Here is a 17,929-nt window from a genome sequence, read left to right on the forward strand (position 1 = left end):
TCACCTTTCCAAATTTGTTACGCAGTAACAGTTTCTTCACCTTGTTTTGTTTCAAGGATCGCGTCTGCCATTTTAGATGTAAGAAGTTTTACAGCACGAATTGCATCATCGTTTGCTGGAATAACGTGATCGATTTCGTCCGGATCACAGTTTGTATCAACGATACCGATGATTGGAATGTGTAATTTGCGTGCTTCAGCAACTGCAATACGCTCTTTACGAGGGTCTACTACGAATAATGCACTTGGAAGACCTTTCATATCTTTAATACCGCCTAAGAATTTCTCAAGACGCTCTAACTCTTTTTTAAGTTGAACAACTTCTTTCTTAGGAAGTACTTCGAAAGTACCATCTTCTTGCATTCTTTCGATATCTTTAAGACGCTTGATACGCTTTTGGATTGTTTGGAAGTTTGTTAAAGTTCCACCTAACCAACGTTGGTTAACGAAGTACATACCAGCACGAGTTGCTTCTTCTTTAATAGCTTCTTGTGCTTGCTTTTTAGTACCTACGAATAAGATGTCTCCGCCTTCAGCAGCGATGTCACGCATCGTTCTGTAAGCTTCCTCAACTTTTTTCACAGTTTTTTGTAAGTCGATGATGTAGATACCGTTACGCTCTGTGAAGATGTAACGCTTCATTTTTGGGTTCCAACGACGAGTTTGATGTCCGAAATGAACACCAGCTTCAAGCAATTGTTTCATAGAAATTACTGACATAATTTAGTTCCTCCTAAATGGTTTTTGATATCCTCCGTTTACTTCATCTCTAAGCGAAACTACAGACGTAGCACCAACACTTAAATCAGTAAACGTGTGTACTTTGTACTGACACCACTGCTTACTATATCATACTGAAATATTACAATCAAGTCGAAAATGCGAACAATGTAAAACTTTCTTTTTTTCACGCTCAAATTCTAGTATTACCAACCTTCAATTCCTTTAAGCAAGGAATTGAAGGTTAATTAATAGTTTTCTAATGAACGTTGTTATGACGCCTTACGTAAGCAAAATCATTCTCTAAAAAAAACAAAAAACTCTCCTCAACCGAGGAGAGTTTTTTTATAAATTAGTTTGTTTTCAATTTAGCAAGTTCCTGTAGAAACTTGTCGTTTAGCACTTTAATGTATGTTCCTTTCATACCTAAAGAGCGAGACTCAATAACACCAGCACTTTCTAATTTACGTAGTGCATTTACGATTACAGAACGAGTAATTCCTACGCGATCAGCAATTTTACTTGCAACAAGTAAACCTTCTGTTCCGTTTAATTCTTCGAAGATATGCTCGATTGCTTCTAACTCACTGTAAGATAATGAGCTAATCGCCATTTGAACAACAGCTTTACTACGTGCTTCCTCTTCGATTTCTTCTGCTTTTTCACGTAAGATTTCCATACCTACTACAGTTGAGCTGTATTCAGCAAGAATTAAATCATCGTCTAAGAACTCTTGACCAAGACGAGCTAATACTAGTGTACCTAGACGCTCACCACCACCAACGATTGGTACGATTGTAGTTAAACCTTGACCGAATAATTCTCTATTTTCTACTGGGAATGCTGTGTAGTCACTATCCACACCTAAATTTGAAGATGTTTCTGTAACATGGAATAAGCTTTGCGTATACTCTTCTGGGAATTGACGCTCTGCAAGCATGTGCTTCATACGTTCGTTCTCGATTTGTTGGTGAATCGCATATCCTAATAATTTACCGCGACGACTTACAACGAACACGTTCGCTTCAATTACTTCACACATTGTGTCAGACATCTCTCTAAAGTTTACAGGCTTTCCTGCTGCGCTCTGTAATAACGCATTTAATTTTCTCGTTTTTGCTAATAATTCCATTTCAAAATTTCCTCCTACATGTTACTTACATATTTTTTCATCACTTGGAAACTAGGGCGAGTCACCTGATGACACTATTACAAAATAAACTGGCTCACATCTTTATTTTTAGCTATTGTCGCTAATTTTTCCTCAACATATTGAGGTGTTATCGTTATTTTCTCTAACGTAATTTCAGATGCCTCAAACGATAAATCTTCAAGGAGCTTCTCCATAACAGTATGAAGTCTTCTCGCTCCAATATTATCTGTATCCTGATTAACTTGATAAGCAATCTCAGCAATCTTACGAATAGCTTCGTCTGAAAATTCAATTTCTATACCTTCAGTCGCTAATAACGCCATGTACTGTTTAATTAGCGCATTGTCAGGCTCGATTAATATTTTAACAAAATCATCCGCCGATAATTTTGTTAATTCTACTCGAATCGGAAATCTCCCTTGCAATTCCGGAATTAAATCCGACGGTTTAGACATATGGAACGCTCCAGCTGCAACAAATAAAATATAATCCGTTTTTACTGACCCGTATTTTGTTGCTACATTCGATCCTTCTACAATCGGTAAAATGTCACGTTGCACACCTTCACGCGATACATCTACGCTATTCGACTGCTTACCAGCAATTTTGTCAATTTCATCGATAAAAATAATCCCGAGCTGTTCAGCACGATAAACAGCCTCTTGTGTAACTTCATCCATATCAATTAAGCGCTGTGCCTCTTCATTTGTCAAGAGTTTTCTTGCTTCTTTTACAGAAAGTTTACGTTTTTTCGTTTTTTTCGGCATGATACTTCCTAGTGCATCTTGGAAATTCATTCCCATTTGCTCCATGCCAGTTCCTTGCAACATATCAAACATAGAAGACTGTTGTTCCGTCACTTCGATCGATATCACTTCATCTTCAAGAAGGCCTGCCGCAAGCTTTCTTTCCACATCTTGACGTTTCTTTTCGATTTCATCATCTTCCTCTACATCAGATGTTTGGTTTGAATTTTGATTACCACCAAAAAGCATTTCTAATGGATTTTTAAATCCAGATTGTTTCTCCGGACTCGGCACTAAAATTTCAACAAGACGTTGATTCGCTTGCTCTTCTGCTTTATCTTGAACTTTAACTACCATTTCCTCTTTCACAATGCGAACGGACGTTTCAACAAGATCGCGGACCATCGACTCTACATCTCGACCCACATATCCAACTTCTGTGAATTTCGTCGCTTCAACCTTAATAAAAGGTGCTCCAACGAGTTTCGCCATTCGCCGTGCTACCTCTGTTTTACCAACACCTGTCGGTCCAATCATTAAAATATTTTTAGGTGCAATTTCATCACGTAAATTTTCAACTAATTTACTGCGACGGTATCGATTTCGTAGAGCTACAGCAACCGCTTTCTTTGCATCTTTTTGACCGATGATGTATTGATCTAATTTTTCCACAATTTGACGCGGAGTAAAATGTAAATGCATATAAAATGCCTCCCTTACGATTCTACAATTCTTCAACAATTATGTTATGGTTCGTATAAACACAAATATCGCCTGCAATTTCTAAACTGGCCTTCGCAATTTGTTTCGCTGTTAAATGTTCACTTGCATGTTGCTTTAAAGCACGACCAGCAGCAAGTGCATAATGTCCGCCTGAACCAATTGCTAAAATACCATCATCTGGTTCAATCACTTCTCCTGTACCTGAAACAAGGAGCATCGTTGTTTTATCCATGACAATGAGCATTGCTTCTAGCTGACGTAGCATTTTATCACCACGCCATTGTTTCGCCATCTCAACTGCAGCGCGCTGCAAGTTGCCATTATACTCTTCTAATTTCCCTTCAAACATTTCAAAAAGAGTAAATGCATCAGCAACTGATCCTGCAAAACCAGCTAAAACTTTCCCTTGGAAAAGTTTGCGAACTTTGCGAGCTGTATGTTTCATTACAACAGCATTCCCCATCGTTACCTGACCATCTCCAGCCATTGCACATTCTCCATTATGATGAACTGCAAATATCGTTGTAGCGTGGAAATTTCCCATAGAAAAAACTCCTTTATATGTTTTTATAGCCTTAAAAGCAATTTATGCCCGCGGGTGATGCTTCATGTACACAGAACGCAATCTTTCTTTAGAGACATGCGTATAAATTTGTGTCGTTGACAAATTCTCATGACCTAATAGCTCCTGCACAGTACGTAAATCCGCTCCTTCATCCAACATATGTGTAGCAAATGTATGCCTTAACATATGGGGACTTATCCGCATTGTAAGTGAAGCTTTCTTAATGAGTTCGTTCAAAACATAACGTACACCCTGATCTGTTAACGGCTTACCTTTCGCATTTAAAAATACCATATGAGATTGTTCTTCAGTCTTTTGAGCTAACTGTTTTCTCCCGTTCTCTATATAAGTAATTAAAGCATCTTGTGCATAGCTTCCGAACGGAATATACCTTTGTTTTTTCCCTTTTCCCATCACTAAAATTGTTCCCACTGCAAAGTCAATGTCGGTAAGTTGCAAATTAACGCATTCACTTACACGAATCCCAGTTGCATACATCAACTCTAATAAAGCTTGATTCCTTTGACCTAATGGTGCCCCTGTATCAGAAACTTCAAACAATTCCTCTAACTCTTCAGCATATAAAAACTTTGGGATTGACAATTCTTTCTTGGGAAGTGATGCAAGTGCAAACGGATTATCTTTTTGATAACCTTCACGCATCAAAAAACGATATAAACTTCGTAAGCTTGATACTTTCCTTGCGACAGATTTACGGGCTAACTTCTGATCGTGCAACGTCGTCAAGTATAAACGAACATCCGCGTATGTAACATCTAAAAAAGAGGATATGCCTTCTCGCTCCATAAATTGCACAAAATGTTCTAAATCATTTTGATAACTTGCAATTGTATATTTTGAATAATTTCTTTCAATTTGTAAATATCCAACGAATAATTGTAACAAATTCTTCACATTCACATCCATATAACTCACCTCAATAAAGGCTACTAAATCGTATCACAACTTAGTAGCCTTTGCAAGAAATTTAATTAAATATTTACAAAATTTTGAATTGTTTCCAAAGCGCGTGTAGCATATGCTTCATTTCGCTCTTGTTTCTTTTTAATTTTCTTCTCTAACGGTGTAAATAAACCGAAGTTTGCATTCATTGGCTGGAAGTTTTTCGCATTTGTCGCAGTAATATAATTTGCCATACTTCCCATTGCAGTTACAGGTGGTAATACAACTGGCTCTTCACCTTGTACAAGTCGAGCAGCGTTAATACCCGCTAATAATCCTGATGCTGCTGATTCAACATAACCCTCTACCCCAGTCATTTGACCAGCGAAGAATAAATCATCACGTTGTTTATATTGATATGTTGGACGAAGCAAATTAGGCGAATTAATAAACGTATTACGATGCATTACACCATAACGTACAATCTCTGCGTTTTCTAGTCCTGGAATTAGCTGTAACACTTCTTTTTGTGGCCCCCACTTTAAATGTGTTTGGAAGCCTACAATATTGTATAATGTTCCTGCTGCATCATCTTGACGTAACTGAACAACCGCATACGGTGTTTTCCCTGTTTTCGGATCTTCTAACCCAACAGGCTTCATCGGTCCAAATACTAACGTCTGTCTTCCTCTACTTGCCATAACTTCTACTGGCATACAACCTTCAAAGAAAATTTCTTTTTCAAATTCTTTTAAAGGCACTGTCTCAGCAGCAATTAAAGCCTCATAAAAACGATCAAACTCTTCTTCTGTCATTGGACAGTTTAAATATGCCGCTTCACCTTTATCATAACGAGATTTTAAATATACTTTATTCATGTCAATGCTGTCTTTCTCAACGATTGGCGCTGCAGCATCATAGAAATAAAAATAATCTTCACCTGTTAGTTTTTTTAGTTGTGCAGAAAGATCCGGAGACGTAAGTGGACCTGTCGCAATAACAGTTGGCCCCTCTGGAATTTCAGTGATTTCCTCATTCATTACAGTTACGTTCGGATGATTTTTCACATATTCAGTCACTTTCGCCGCGAATTCATGACGATCTACAGCTAAAGCACCTCCTGCTGGTACAGAGCACTCATCAGCTGCACGAATAATGACAGAATCCATTAGACGCATTTCTTCTTTAATAACACCGACAGCATTTGTTAATGTGTTTGCGCGAAGTGAGTTACTACATACTAATTCAGCAAATTTATCTGTATGATGAGCTGGTGTTTGCCTTACTGGTCTCATTTCATATAATTTTACTTGGACACCACGCTTTGCAATTTGGTAAGCTGCTTCGCTTCCTGCAAGACCTGCGCCAATGACGTTTACTACTTGTGTTGTCATATATATCACCTTTCCTTTTCTTCCCGAAAAAAATGTGAGCAGTTACGCTCACATTTGTTGTTCTTCTTCATAATCACACGAAACACATTGTACTTGCACGCCTTTTTTCAACTTTTTCTCTACGAGCATACTTTCACACTTCGGACATTTACGACCAATCGGCTTGTCCCAAGATACAAAGTCACATTCTGGATACGTACCGCATCCATAGAAAAGGCGTTTCTTTTTATTACTACGGCGTTCAATAATTTGCCCTTTATCACACTTCGGACAAGTAACACCGATTTCTTTTACAATCGGTTTTGTATTACGACATTCCGGGAAATTCGAACAAGCCATAAACTTCCCATATTTACCCATTTTAAAGACCATCGGGTGACTACATAATTCACAGTCTTCCCCAGCTGGTTCATCTTTAATTTCCACTTCACGCATTTCTTTTTCCGCTTTTTCTAAGCGCGGTTCAAATCCTACGTAGAAATCATCAACAATTTTCACCCAATTTGCATTTCCTTCTTCTACTTCATCAAGGCTTTGCTCCATATTGGCAGTAAATTCAATGTTAATAATTTCTGGGAAAAACTCTAAAATAAGTTCGATTACTATTCCACCAAGCTCAGTCGGAACGAAGCGTTTATTATCTAAAGCAACGTATCCTCGTTTTTGGATTGTTTCAAGTGTCGGTACATAAGTAGACGGTCTCCCAATTCCAAGCTCTTCAAGTGTTCTTACTAGACGAGCCTCTGTATAACGCGGCGGAGGCTGTGTGTAATGTTGCTTCGGTTCTATATCTTTTGAAAATACAGTTTCACCTACTTCTAAAGGTGGCAACATCTTATCCTTTTCTTCCGCACCATCATCTTTCGACTCTACGTACACTTTCATAAATCCTGGGAACTTTACAACTGACCCACTTGCACGGAACTGAACATTGTTATTAATGAGTTTCGCTGTAACAGTATCCATTATAGCAGATGCCATTTGACTTGCAACAAATCGCTCCCAAATCAGTTTATACAAACGGAGTTGATCACGACTTAAGAAACTTTTTAGTTCCTCTGGCTTTCTCATTACCGAAGTAGGACGAATCGCCTCATGCGCATCTTGTGCTTTCGACTTTTTCGTTTCTTTCTTCTTCTCTGTTCCTATGTATTCCGCACCAAACGCCTCAGTAATGTAATCACGAGCCTCTGTTTGAGCTGTTTCTGAGATACGTGTTGAATCAGTTCTCATATACGTAATAAGACCTACAGTCCCTTGTTTTCCAAGATCCATCCCTTCATACAGCTGCTGTGCAAGCATCATTGTTTTCTTTGCTCGCATATTTAACTTACGCGCTGCCTCTTGTTGCAAGGAAGATGTTGTAAACGGTAATGCAGGGTTACGCTTTCGCTCTTTTCGCGTTACATTTTCAACCGAAAACGCATTGTCTTTCATCTTTTCGATTATTTCGTTCACTTGTGCTTCGTTCGTTAATTGAACTTTTTCACCATCTACGCCGTAAAAGCTTGCTTCAAATGTGTCTTTCCCTTTCACAAATTCTGTTTTAATTGTCCAGAATTCTTCAGGTTCAAAACTTTGAATTTCTTTTTCACGTTCGATGATTAAACGAACTGCTACAGATTGTACGCGTCCTGCACTTAATCCTTTTTTTACTTTCTTCCATAATAAAGGACTAATATTGTAGCCAACAAGACGATCGAGTATACGCCTTGCCTGTTGTGCATCTACTAAATCCATATTAATTGCACGAGGATATTTAAATGATTCTTTTATTGCATCTTTTGTAATCTCATTAAATACAACTCGGCAATCTGATTCAACGTCCACATTTAACGTATTTGCTAAATGCCAAGCAATTGCTTCTCCTTCACGATCCGGATCGGCCGCGAGATAGACTTTCTTTGCTTTTTTTGCCGCTGATTTTAAATCTTTTAAAACGGGACCCTTACCACGAATGGTAATATACTTCGGGGTGAAGTTATTCTTTACTTCTATCCCCATTTGGCTTTTAGGTAAATCGCGGACATGTCCCATGGACGCGACGACTTTGTATTTTTTCCCTAAATATTTTTCAATGGTCTTCGCCTTAGAAGGCGACTCCACGATTACGAGGTAATCTGACATGCTAGTGCCTCCTTAAGAGGTGGATTCAAGTCTTCATCAATCTTATTGATTTCTCTTGTTTTTGTCAATCAAGAATGAATATACCATACAGCGACAATCTACCATTTGTCAATAATTGTTTAATAAAAACATGAAAATATATGGTTAATTTAAAATTTCTTCAAGGATATCCTCCGCATTTCTTACTAGCTTTGCGCCTTGTTGAATTAGATGATTCGTTCCCGCTACACTCTCTATAAATATAGGTCCAGGAAGCGCAAACACCTCTCTATTTTGTTCTAATGCAAGGTCTGCAGTAATAAGGGATCCACTTCTCGTTTTTGCTTCTACAACTAAAACACCTTTACTTATACCGCTAATAATTCGATTTCTTTTTGGGAAATACCATTTTTTCGGCACATAATGAGGCGGATACTCTGTCAATAACAATATATAATCTTTCCACGTGTCATATAAACCTCTATTCTCCTTTGGATACATATAAGATAATCCGTGTCCTAATATTGCAATAGTCGGGCAATGCTGCCTTACTGTAACTTCATGAGCAATTGTATCTATCCCTCTTGCAAACCCACTAACAATAAGCCATTCTTTTTCAAGTAAAGGTTGTAAAATAAACTTCACACTCTCCTTTCCATATAAAGACGGTTCTCTCGTTCCAACAATTGCTAATTTATTTATCTTGCCAAGAAAATCTCTCTCTCCTTTTCCGTATAAAACAAAAGGGGGATCTTGTATTTCCTGCAATAGTTGCGGATAATCCTCATCCCATATGGTTATATAAAATATTCGATTTTTTTCTAAATAGGATACATATTGCTTTAGATTTGAAGTCTGAAGGAAATTTACTAGTTCTGAAGATTTTTTCGGGGATATTCCAGCGTAATATTCAAATTGTTTCGGACTAAAAGTGTATACTCCCTTCAGTTCTGGATCAACATATAGTAGTCTCTCCATCGCCTTCCAATGATCCGCCAACATGTAATGAAGGTGCAATAAACGTTCTCTTTTCATCTCAATTCTCCTTACCCATAATTTTTATTATGTAAACAAAAAATGTGTAAAAAGACACCCTCTAATAAGAAGGTGTCTTTCAAAAAGATTAGTAGTTTTTGCAAGTCTCAAATAATCCCTTTTCTTTTAAAACAGAGATTAATGTTTCACCCATAACAGCTGGTGTTTCCGCTACTTTAATACCACAAGCTTCCATTGTTTTAATCTTTTCAGCAGCAGTTCCTTTGCCGCCAGAAATAATCGCCCCAGCATGACCCATACGTTTGCCTTCAGGCGCAGTTTGACCGCCAATGAAGCCTACAACTGGTTTTGTCATATTAGCTTGTACCCACTCAGCTGCCTCTTCTTCTGCCGTACCGCCGATTTCACCAATCATAATTACAGCATGCGTTTCTTCATCTTCATTAAATGCTTTTAACGCATCAATAAAGTCCGTACCATTAACAGGGTCTCCGCCGATACCTACAGCAGTAGATTGGCCAATACCTTCTTGTGTTAACTGATGTACAGCTTCATACGTTAATGTACCAGAGCGAGATACGATACCAACATGACCTTTTTTGTGAATATATCCTGGCATAATACCAATTTTACATTCGTCAGGTGTAATAACACCAGGGCAGTTTGGTCCAAGTAAACGTGTATGTTTACCCGCCATATATCTCTTAACGTTTACCATATCTAATACAGGGATTCCTTCAGTAATACATACTACTAAATCAATCTTTGCATCAACAGCTTCCATAATTGCATCAGCCGCAAAAGCGGGTGGAACGTATACAACTGAAGCGTTTGCGCCTGTTGCTTTCACAGCATCTTCTACTGTATCAAATACTGGTACGCCTTCAATATCAGTGCCACCTTTACCTGGTGTTACACCACCTACAATTTTCGTACCGTATTCAATCATTTGCTTTGTATGGAATAACCCTTGAGAACCTGTAATACCTTGAACAATAACTTTTGTATCTTTATTAACTAATACGCTCATTTTTCTCCCCCGCTTTCTATTAGCCCACTAGTGAAACAATTTTTTGTGCACCGTCTGCCATAGATTCTGCTGCAACAATATTTAAACCAGACTCATTTAAAATTTTCTTTCCTAACTCTACGTTTGTACCTTCAAGACGTACAACTAAAGGCAACTCAAGACCTACCTGCTTCGTTGCTTCAATAACACCTTCTGCGATAACATCACACTTCATAATGCCACCAAAAATGTTAACGAAGATACCTTTTACATTTTTGTCAGAAAGGATAATTTTGAATGCTTCTGTAACTTTTTCAGCTGTTGCGCCGCCACCAACATCTAAGAAGTTAGCTGGGTCACCATGGTAATGTTTAATGATATCCATTGTAGCCATTGCTAAACCTGCACCATTAACCATACAACCGATATTTCCATCTAAAGGAATGTAGTTTAAGTCATATTTAGAAGCTTCAATTTCTTTTGAATCTTCTTCTTCAAGGTCACGAAGTTCTAAAATATCTTTATTGCGATATAACGCATTAGAATCAAAGTTTAATTTTGCATCTAACGCCATAACTTTACCGTCACCTGTTGTAACAAGTGGATTAATCTCAGCGATAGAGCAATCTTTTTCGATAAACGCACTGTATAAGCCCATCATAAACTTCACAGCTTGTCCTACAAGTTCTTTTGGAATATTGATGTTAAACGCGATTCGACGCGCTTGGAAACCTTGTAAACCTACTGCTGGATCAATATATTCTTTAAAGATTTTTTCAGGCGTTTTTTCTGCTACTTCTTCAATTTCTGTTCCACCTTCTTCAGATGCCATTAAAACAACTTGAGAAGTTGCACGATCTAATACAAGACCTACATAATATTCTTTTTTAATATCGCAACCTTCTTCGATAAGTAAGCGTTTTACTTCCTTACCTTCAGGACCTGTTTGATGCGTCACAAGTGTAGTTCCTAAAATGCTTTCTGCATATGTACGAACTTCTTCTAAATTTTTCGCAACTTTTACACCGCCAGCTTTGCCGCGTCCACCAGCGTGAATTTGCGCTTTAACTACACATACTTCCGTTCCTAATTCTTTCGCTGCTTCTACAGCTTCTTCTACTGTAAATGCAACCTTCCCGTTCGGAACGCTAACCCCATAGCTTCTAAGGACTGCCTTACCTTGGTACTCATGGATATTCATGGTCCCATCCTCCCCTGTTTTCCTGTTTTACTCGAAAAGTTTTTTAATGTTTAAAAAACATTACATTGCCATTGTATAAGATGATTGGCACGCTGTCTACAATAAAGTGTCAGAAAACTGAAATCGCTTTATTCTTTTTCGAAAATAATAATGTTTATATACCAAAATAAAAAATAAGCTGTGAATATACAGCTTATTTTTGAATCATATCTTTAATTGGCGCAAATGATTTTCGATGTTCCTCTAATACTCCATGTACTTCAATCGCTTCTAAATGCTGTTTCGTCCCATATCCCATATGTTGTTCAAATCCATATGCAGGATACTTTCCTCCTAACTCTTTCATCATGCGATCTCTCGTCACTTTCGCAATAATAGATGCAGCTGAAATAGAGACACTTTTCGCATCACCTTTAATGATTGATGTTTGCGGAATTGATGTAGGAAGCTTCATCGCATCGATTAATAAATATTCTGGTGTACATGATAAATTAGCAACGGCATCTAACATCGCTTGCTTCGTCGCTTGATAAATATTTATTTCATCAATAACTTGTGGTGATACAATTCCCACTCCAATCGCAATTGCATGCTCTTTAATTTCATCATAAAAACGCTCACGTTTCGCTTCACTTAATTTTTTCGAGTCATTTAATCCTGGAATATAAAAATCTTCTGGAAGGACGACAGCCGCCGTCACAACAGGTCCTGCTAACGGCCCACGGCCCACTTCATCAATGCCAGCAATGTACGTGAGCCCTTTTTCACGTAACTCATTTTCGTACTTTGACATTTCTAGAAATTTTCCTCTTTCTTTTTGAGCTAACTCTTTTTGTTTATACCACTTCAAAATTAGTTTTTGAACACCTTTTCTCTCATCTTTCACTAACATTTGAAAACGCTCGTCTTCTTCACTCATAATTTCTTGCAGCAAACATCCCGCTTCTTGAATAGTCATTTTTTGCATTCATTTACACTCCTTTTAAACGTAACCAAAAAGAAAAGACGTACAAACGCACGTCTTATACTTCTTCTACTTTTTCTACATCTTCCACCTGCTCCGCAAACTCTTCTGGTGTTTCAAATGTCATTTTCCCAAATCTTCCACCACGAAGCTCACGAAGTATAAGCTCAGATGTTTTATCATAATCAATCATTCCGCCGCCCATTAAGCAACCTCTGTTTTTTCCAATTGCATCAAATAACTCCACAATTTCTTCTGGAATGTCATTTAACTTATATCGCTCTTTTAAACGTTCTGGATAATGTTTTTCCATAAAACGTAGTGCATAAATAGCTACATCCTGTAGATTTAATATAGAATCTTTAATTGCACCCGTCGTCGCTAAACGAAGACCAACTAATTCATCTTCAAATTTAGGCCACAAAATACCTGGTGTATCTAATAATTCCATTTCTTTCCCAACTTTAATCCACTGCTGAGCCGTTGTCACACCAGGACGATCTCCTGTTTTTGCTATATTTTTCTTCGCTAATTTATTAATCAGTGTAGATTTACCAACGTTTGGAATACCTACAATTAAAGCACGAATTGCTCTTGGTCTAATGCCTTTAGCAACCATTTTATCGAATTTTTCTTTGACAAGCACTTTACAAGCTGCTGCAATTTCTTTCATACCTTGTCCAGCTTGTGCATTAATTGAAATTGCTTTTTGACCTCTTTCATCAAAATATGCAATCCACTGCTTTGTAAGACGATCATCCGCCATATCCGCTTTATTTAAAACAACAAGCCTTGGTTTATGCGTAATAATTTCATCAATCATTGGATTACGAGAAGATAAAGGTAATCGAGCATCTACAAGCTCAATTACAACATCAATTAACTTTAATTTTTCTGTTACTTGGCGTCTAGCCTTTGCCATATGTCCCGGGAACCATTGGATTACCATGTTGCCACCTTCTTTTTCTTTTATTTCACAATACGTGCATCTTTTAACGGCCAATATAGCATATTTGCTTTACCAATCACTTGGTCCATTGAAATTGTACCAATCGAACGGCTATCTTTACTAAAACGACGATTATCGCCTAAAACAAATAATTGACCTTCTGGAACAGTTTTCTTTCCTGTCATTTCTTCAAGAGTAAAATCATATGTAAGCGGTCCGTCAGCAAGTTGTTTTTTCTGCTTATCTAAATACGGCTCCTCATAAGGTTTCCCGTTAACATATAGTTTATCATTACGGTATTCGATTTCGTCGCCCGGCAGGCCAATAATACGCTTAATGTAATCTTTTTCTTCAGTCGCTCGGAATACAATAATATCAAAGCGTTTCGGATCACCTATGTGATAGCCAATTTTATTAACAATCATTCGATCACGGTCATGTAAAGTCGGCGACATCGATACACCATCTACGAGAATTGGGGCAAAGAAAAACTGTCTAATTACGCCCGCTAATACAACAGCAATCAAAATTGCTTTGATCCATTCCCAAAGTGAGCTCTTCTCTTTCTTCATGCTTTCCCCTCCACAGTTATGTAAGCTGCTCGTATTATACCAAAATTTCATATAGATTGGAAAAAGGGAGCTTGTGTATTTACAAGCTCCCATACATGTCTTATCGAATTTCTTTAATACGTGCTTTTTTACCGCGAAGGTTACGTAAGTAGTATAACTTAGCACGACGTACTTTACCACGGCGAAGTACTTCGATGTTCGCGATTCTTGGCGTGTGAACTGGGAATGTACGCTCAACACCTACACCGTAAGAAATCTTACGAACTGTGAATGTTTCACTGATTCCGCCACCACGACGTTTAATTACAACACCTTCGAAAAGCTGAATTCTTTCACGAGTTCCCTCAACTACTTTTACGTGTACACGTAAAGTGTCTCCAGGACGGAATGAAGGAAGGTCAGTTTTCAATTGGCCTTTTGTGATTTCTGTGATTAATTGTTGCATATTAAATTCTCTCCTTTAAACAGATGCTCTTATAAAGTCTTATTAAATTACAGCGGAACATCGTTAATACGGCTACTGATTTCAGTAGCACAAATGTTATAATAGCATATTGCTAGGACTGTTGCAATAGAAAATATATCAAGCCCTTATCGGTCTTCTTTAATCTGTTCCAGCCATTTCTCTTCTTGCTTAGATAATTCTCGTTCTTCCAGTAAATCCGGTCTACGTGTGTACGTACGACGTAGTGACTCTTTATGGCGCCATTCATCAATGTTTTTATGATTTCCTGACATTAGTACATCCGGTACCTTCATACCACGAAAATCAGCAGGACGTGTATAATGTGGGTGCTCTAACAAACCTGTGCTAAAAGAGTCTTCCACTTGTGACGTTTGATTCCCAAGCACTCCTGGCAAAAGACGTACAACACTGTCAGTGACTACCATAGAAGCCAATTCTCCACCCGTTAATACGTAATCCCCAATAGAAATCTCATCTGTTACAAGATGCTCACGAATTCGTTCATCGTATCCTTCATAATGGCCACATACAAAAATAACATGCTCTTCTCCAGCAAGCTCTTCTGCCTTCTTCTGCGTGAAACGCTCTCCTTGTGGACACATTAAGACGATTCTCGGCTTACGGTCTGTTTCCTTCGTTAACTCTTCTACCGCATCAAAGATAGGCTGCGGGGTTAATACCATACCAGCGCCCCCACCATACGGATAATCATCTACACTATTATGCTTACTAGTTGTATACTCACGGAAATTGACAACACGAAGCTCTACCGCTTCTTTTTCTTGTGCTTTCTTTAAAATTGAAGACCCAAATACACCCGTAAACATATCTGGAAACAATGTTAAAATGTCAATTTTCATTATAGTAGCCCTTCCATTACATGAATGGTTACTAATTTATTTTCAATGTTAACTTGAAGTACAACGTCATCAATATAAGGAATTAACAGATCTTGACCCTTTGGACGTTTAATCACCCAAACGTCATTCGCACCAGGAGATAGAATCTCTTTGATTGTCCCTAATGCTTCTCCTTCTTCCGTTACAACGTTGCAACCAATAATTTCATGGTAGTAGTATTCACCTTCAGCTAGTTCGCCTAACTGCTCTTCTGGTACTTTTATTAAAGAACCTTTAAACTTCTCTGCTTCATCTACATTGTTGTATCCTTCAAATGTTAATAAATCAAATGTCTTATGTTGACGATGAGCAGTTACCTTCACTGTAAGATAGTCTGTACCTTTCTCATCCCATATGTATAACGTGTTCCCTACTTTATATCGCTCTTCTGGAAAATCAGTACGAGAAATAACACGAATTTCTCCTTTTACGCCATGAGTATTTACAATTTTCCCTACGTTAAACCATTTTGTCATAAATAGTATGTCACCCCTGGTTTCTATATAAATTAAGCATTTCCATTTCATATATGGAACATGCAATTTCTCTTTAAATGTTAAAAAAGGGAGAGGAAATAACTCCTCGCCCTTTTACGTTTATTGAATTTCCAGTGTGACGTTCTCATCATTATGATGTCCCACTGAATACAAGAGCATTCGAATCGCTTTCGCAACTTTCCCTTGCTTTCCAATGACTTTTCCAACATCCTCAGGATGTACAGTTAATCGATACTTTATTTCTCCGTTGCAAAGTTCCTGTGTAACTTTTACATCTCCAGGATGATCCACAAGAGGTTTAACAATTGTCTCGACTAACATTTTCATTGTCATTGCCTCAATTACTTACCTTGTTTAGATAAGTGGAATTTCTCCATGATACCTTGGTTAGAGAAAAGGTTACGAACTGTATCAGACGGTTTAGCACCATTTCCTAACCATTTTAATGCTGCTTCTTCGTTGATCTTAACTTCCGCTGGTTGAGCAACCGGATTGTAAGTACCGATTTCCTCAATGAAACGTCCGTCACGAGGAGAACGAGAATCTGCAACAACTACACGATAGAAAGGAGTTTTTTTAGCTCCCATACGTTTTAAACGAATTTTAACTGCCATTTATAAAGCACCTCCGAATTTATTTAACACAGATAATTATATTAGCAAAAAGACTATTGCTTTGTAAAGTATTTTTTCTTAACAGAGCCATCTTTTTTCCTTACATGAATGGAAACTTCAATCCACCTAGTCCTTTTTTCTTACCTTTTTGCATTCCCGTCATCGTCTTCATCATTTTTTTCATATCATCAAATTGCTTGATTAGACGATTGATTTCTTGTACCGTTGTACCGCTACCTTTGGCAATGCGCTTTTTACGACTAGCATTGATTATTTCCGGTTGTTCTCGTTCTACTTTAGTCATAGAACGAATAATTGCCTCAATATGCCCAATTTGTTTTTCATCAACTTGTGCATTTTTCAGCCCTTTAATTTTATTTGCACCAGGAAGCATTCCTAACAATTCGTCAAGCGGTCCAAGTTGACGCACTTGTCCAAGTTGTTCTAGGAAATCGTCAAGCGTAAACGAAAGCGTACGCATTTTTTGCTCAAGTTCTTTTGCTTTCTCTTCATCAACTGTAGCTTGCGCTTTTTCAATTAATGTTAAGACGTCACCCATCCCTAAAATACGGGATGCCATACGTTCTGGATGGAACGCTTCAATTGCATCTAGTTTTTCACCCATACCAGCAAATTTAATTGGTGTATTTGTTACAGCCTTAATAGATAATGCCGCACCACCGCGCGTATCACCATCTAATTTCGTTAATACAACACCTGTTAATCCTAACTGTTCATGGAAACTTTGTGCTACATTTACCGCGTCTTGTCCTGTCATCGCATCGACAACAAGGAAAATTTCATCCGGTTTCGCAACTTCTTTGACTTTCGCTAATTCATCCATTAGTTCTTCATCAATATGCAGACGACCCGCTGTATCGATTAAAACATAATCGTGATGATCTTCTTTTGCTTTCGCAATCGCTTGTTTCGCAATTTCAACCGGACTTACTTGATCTCCTAAGGAGAAAACAGGCATGTCCAATTGCTTCCCTAATGTTTCAAGCTGTTTAATTGCTGCTGGACGGTAAATATCCGCTGCAACAAGCATCGGTTTACGATTATGCTTTTTTCGAAGCAAATTCGCAAGCTTACCTGTCGTCGTTGTTTTACCCGCACCTTGCAGACCAACCATCATTATAACAGTAGGTGGCTTATTAGCAACAGCAATTTTGCTTTGCTCTCCGCCCATAAGTTCTGTAAGTTCTTCCTGTACGATTTTAATTACTTGTTGTCCAGGTGTCAAACTTTTCATTACATCTTGTCCGACAGCACGCTCAGACACACGCTTTATAAAATCTTTTACTACTTTAAAGTTAACATCCGCTTCTAAAAGAGCTAGACGAACTTCTCTCATCATTTCTTTCACATCGGCTTCAGAAACTTTTCCTTTGCCGCGGATTTTTTGCATTGTCTGTTGAAGTCGGTCGGCTAATCCTTCAAATGCCATATT

The 17,929-nt window shown here is 38.0% G+C and carries 19 protein-coding genes; all 19 read right to left on the reverse strand.

Features of this window, described 5'->3' with window-relative positions; genetic code table 11:
* Positions 1–17 precede the first annotated feature (17 nt).
* A complete protein-coding gene (rpsB, locus tag NSQ47_RS12645; RefSeq protein ID WP_078172935.1) occupies positions 18–719 on the reverse strand; it encodes a 30S ribosomal protein S2 in 702 nt (233 codons plus the stop codon).
* Positions 720–1,071: 352 nt separating this feature from the next.
* Positions 1,072–1,851 (reverse strand): GTP-sensing pleiotropic transcriptional regulator CodY, encoded by a 780-nt coding sequence (gene codY / locus NSQ47_RS12650; RefSeq protein ID WP_002160737.1) that lies wholly within the window; start codon positions 1,849–1,851, stop codon positions 1,072–1,074.
* A gap of 77 nt (positions 1,852–1,928) precedes the next feature.
* Complete coding sequence (gene hslU / locus NSQ47_RS12655) at positions 1,929–3,320, reverse strand: ATP-dependent protease ATPase subunit HslU (RefSeq protein ID WP_002111373.1); 1,392 nt, start codon at positions 3,318–3,320, stop codon at positions 1,929–1,931.
* Positions 3,321–3,342: 22 nt separating this feature from the next.
* Positions 3,343–3,885 carry an ATP-dependent protease proteolytic subunit HslV gene (hslV, locus tag NSQ47_RS12660; RefSeq protein ID WP_002014538.1) on the reverse strand — a complete coding sequence of 181 codons (543 nt, stop codon included), beginning with the start codon at positions 3,883–3,885 and terminating at the stop codon, positions 3,343–3,345.
* Positions 3,886–3,927: 42 nt separating this feature from the next.
* Positions 3,928–4,827, reverse strand: coding sequence for a tyrosine recombinase XerC (gene xerC / locus NSQ47_RS12665; protein WP_078172994.1), 900 nt, complete (start codon positions 4,825–4,827; stop codon positions 3,928–3,930).
* Positions 4,828–4,898: 71 nt separating this feature from the next.
* A complete protein-coding gene (trmFO, locus tag NSQ47_RS12670) occupies positions 4,899–6,203 on the reverse strand; it encodes an FADH(2)-oxidizing methylenetetrahydrofolate--tRNA-(uracil(54)-C(5))-methyltransferase TrmFO (RefSeq protein ID WP_002066796.1) in 1,305 nt (434 codons plus the stop codon).
* 48 nt (positions 6,204–6,251) lie between these two features.
* Complete coding sequence (gene topA, locus NSQ47_RS12675; RefSeq protein ID WP_002160736.1) at positions 6,252–8,330, reverse strand: type I DNA topoisomerase; 2,079 nt, start codon at positions 8,328–8,330, stop codon at positions 6,252–6,254.
* Between the two features lie 144 nt (positions 8,331–8,474).
* On the reverse strand, positions 8,475–9,344 hold the full coding sequence (dprA, locus tag NSQ47_RS12680) for a DNA-processing protein DprA (protein ID WP_002160735.1): 870 nt from the start codon (positions 9,342–9,344) through the stop codon (positions 8,475–8,477).
* Positions 9,345–9,432: 88 nt separating this feature from the next.
* Positions 9,433–10,335, reverse strand: a complete 903-nt coding sequence (sucD, locus tag NSQ47_RS12685) for a succinate--CoA ligase subunit alpha (protein ID WP_000115186.1) — start codon at positions 10,333–10,335, stop codon at positions 9,433–9,435.
* 19 nt (positions 10,336–10,354) lie between these two features.
* Positions 10,355–11,515, reverse strand: a complete 1,161-nt coding sequence (gene sucC / locus NSQ47_RS12690; RefSeq protein WP_002014529.1) for an ADP-forming succinate--CoA ligase subunit beta — start codon at positions 11,513–11,515, stop codon at positions 10,355–10,357.
* A gap of 193 nt (positions 11,516–11,708) precedes the next feature.
* The gene (locus tag NSQ47_RS12695; RefSeq protein ID WP_002066793.1) at positions 11,709–12,482 is read right to left on the reverse strand and encodes a ribonuclease HII; all 774 of its coding nucleotides are present in this window, start codon (positions 12,480–12,482) and stop codon (positions 11,709–11,711) included.
* Between the two features lie 55 nt (positions 12,483–12,537).
* Entirely contained in the window at positions 12,538–13,428 is an 891-nt protein-coding gene (gene ylqF, locus NSQ47_RS12700) for a ribosome biogenesis GTPase YlqF (RefSeq protein WP_002066792.1), read from the reverse strand.
* 20 nt (positions 13,429–13,448) lie between these two features.
* Positions 13,449–14,000, reverse strand: coding sequence for a signal peptidase I (lepB, locus tag NSQ47_RS12705; RefSeq protein WP_002066791.1), 552 nt, complete (start codon positions 13,998–14,000; stop codon positions 13,449–13,451).
* 100 nt (positions 14,001–14,100) lie between these two features.
* Positions 14,101–14,445, reverse strand: a complete 345-nt coding sequence (rplS, locus tag NSQ47_RS12710) for a 50S ribosomal protein L19 (protein WP_002014524.1) — start codon at positions 14,443–14,445, stop codon at positions 14,101–14,103.
* A 146-nt stretch (positions 14,446–14,591) separates the two neighbouring features.
* Positions 14,592–15,326, reverse strand: coding sequence for a tRNA (guanosine(37)-N1)-methyltransferase TrmD (gene trmD, locus NSQ47_RS12715; RefSeq protein ID WP_002014522.1), 735 nt, complete (start codon positions 15,324–15,326; stop codon positions 14,592–14,594).
* Positions 15,326–15,841, reverse strand: coding sequence for a ribosome maturation factor RimM (gene rimM, locus NSQ47_RS12720; protein WP_033710827.1), 516 nt, complete (start codon positions 15,839–15,841; stop codon positions 15,326–15,328). The genes trmD and rimM overlap by 1 nt, the downstream gene beginning before the upstream one ends.
* A 120-nt stretch (positions 15,842–15,961) precedes the next feature.
* Positions 15,962–16,189, reverse strand: coding sequence for a KH domain-containing protein (locus tag NSQ47_RS12725; protein WP_002088196.1), 228 nt, complete (start codon positions 16,187–16,189; stop codon positions 15,962–15,964).
* A gap of 14 nt (positions 16,190–16,203) precedes the next feature.
* Positions 16,204–16,476 carry a 30S ribosomal protein S16 gene (gene rpsP, locus NSQ47_RS12730; protein WP_000268750.1) on the reverse strand — a complete coding sequence of 91 codons (273 nt, stop codon included), beginning with the start codon at positions 16,474–16,476 and terminating at the stop codon, positions 16,204–16,206.
* Between the two features lie 100 nt (positions 16,477–16,576).
* Positions 16,577–17,926, reverse strand: a complete 1,350-nt coding sequence (gene ffh / locus NSQ47_RS12735; protein WP_002111383.1) for a signal recognition particle protein — start codon at positions 17,924–17,926, stop codon at positions 16,577–16,579.
* Between the last annotated feature and the right edge of the window lie 3 nt (positions 17,927–17,929).

This window comes from Bacillus sp. FSL R10-2780, assembly GCF_038006125.1.
GTDB lineage: Bacteria > Bacillota > Bacilli > Bacillales > Bacillaceae_G > Bacillus_A > Bacillus_A cereus_U.

Coding starts and splice junctions, on each gene's coding strand:
- rpsB (WP_078172935.1), bottom strand. CDS start 719: ATGTCAGTAATTTCTATGAAACAATTGCTTGAAGCTGGTGTTCATTTC.
- NSQ47_RS12695 (WP_002066793.1), bottom strand. CDS start 12,482: ATGCAAAAAATGACTATTCAAGAAGCGGGATGTTTGCTGCAAGAAATT.
- topA (WP_002160736.1), bottom strand. CDS start 8,330: ATGTCAGATTACCTCGTAATCGTGGAGTCGCCTTCTAAGGCGAAGACC.
- sucC (WP_002014529.1), bottom strand. CDS start 11,515: ATGAATATCCATGAGTACCAAGGTAAGGCAGTCCTTAGAAGCTATGGG.
- ffh (WP_002111383.1), bottom strand. CDS start 17,926: ATGGCATTTGAAGGATTAGCCGACCGACTTCAACAGACAATGCAAAAA.
- rpsP (WP_000268750.1), bottom strand. CDS start 16,476: ATGGCAGTTAAAATTCGTTTAAAACGTATGGGAGCTAAAAAAACTCCT.
- lepB (WP_002066791.1), bottom strand. CDS start 14,000: ATGAAGAAAGAGAAGAGCTCACTTTGGGAATGGATCAAAGCAATTTTG.
- rplS (WP_002014524.1), bottom strand. CDS start 14,445: ATGCAACAATTAATCACAGAAATCACAAAAGGCCAATTGAAAACTGAC.
- rimM (WP_033710827.1), bottom strand. CDS start 15,841: ATGACAAAATGGTTTAACGTAGGGAAAATTGTAAATACTCATGGCGTA.
- codY (WP_002160737.1), bottom strand. CDS start 1,851: ATGGAATTATTAGCAAAAACGAGAAAATTAAATGCGTTATTACAGAGC.
- trmD (WP_002014522.1), bottom strand. CDS start 15,326: ATGAAAATTGACATTTTAACATTGTTTCCAGATATGTTTACGGGTGTA.
- NSQ47_RS12725 (WP_002088196.1), bottom strand. CDS start 16,189: ATGAAAATGTTAGTCGAGACAATTGTTAAACCTCTTGTGGATCATCCT.
- hslV (WP_002014538.1), bottom strand. CDS start 3,885: ATGGGAAATTTCCACGCTACAACGATATTTGCAGTTCATCATAATGGA.
- hslU (WP_002111373.1), bottom strand. CDS start 3,320: ATGCATTTACATTTTACTCCGCGTCAAATTGTGGAAAAATTAGATCAA.
- sucD (WP_000115186.1), bottom strand. CDS start 10,335: ATGAGCGTATTAGTTAATAAAGATACAAAAGTTATTGTTCAAGGTATT.
- ylqF (WP_002066792.1), bottom strand. CDS start 13,428: ATGGTAATCCAATGGTTCCCGGGACATATGGCAAAGGCTAGACGCCAA.
- dprA (WP_002160735.1), bottom strand. CDS start 9,344: ATGAAAAGAGAACGTTTATTGCACCTTCATTACATGTTGGCGGATCAT.
- trmFO (WP_002066796.1), bottom strand. CDS start 6,203: ATGACAACACAAGTAGTAAACGTCATTGGCGCAGGTCTTGCAGGAAGC.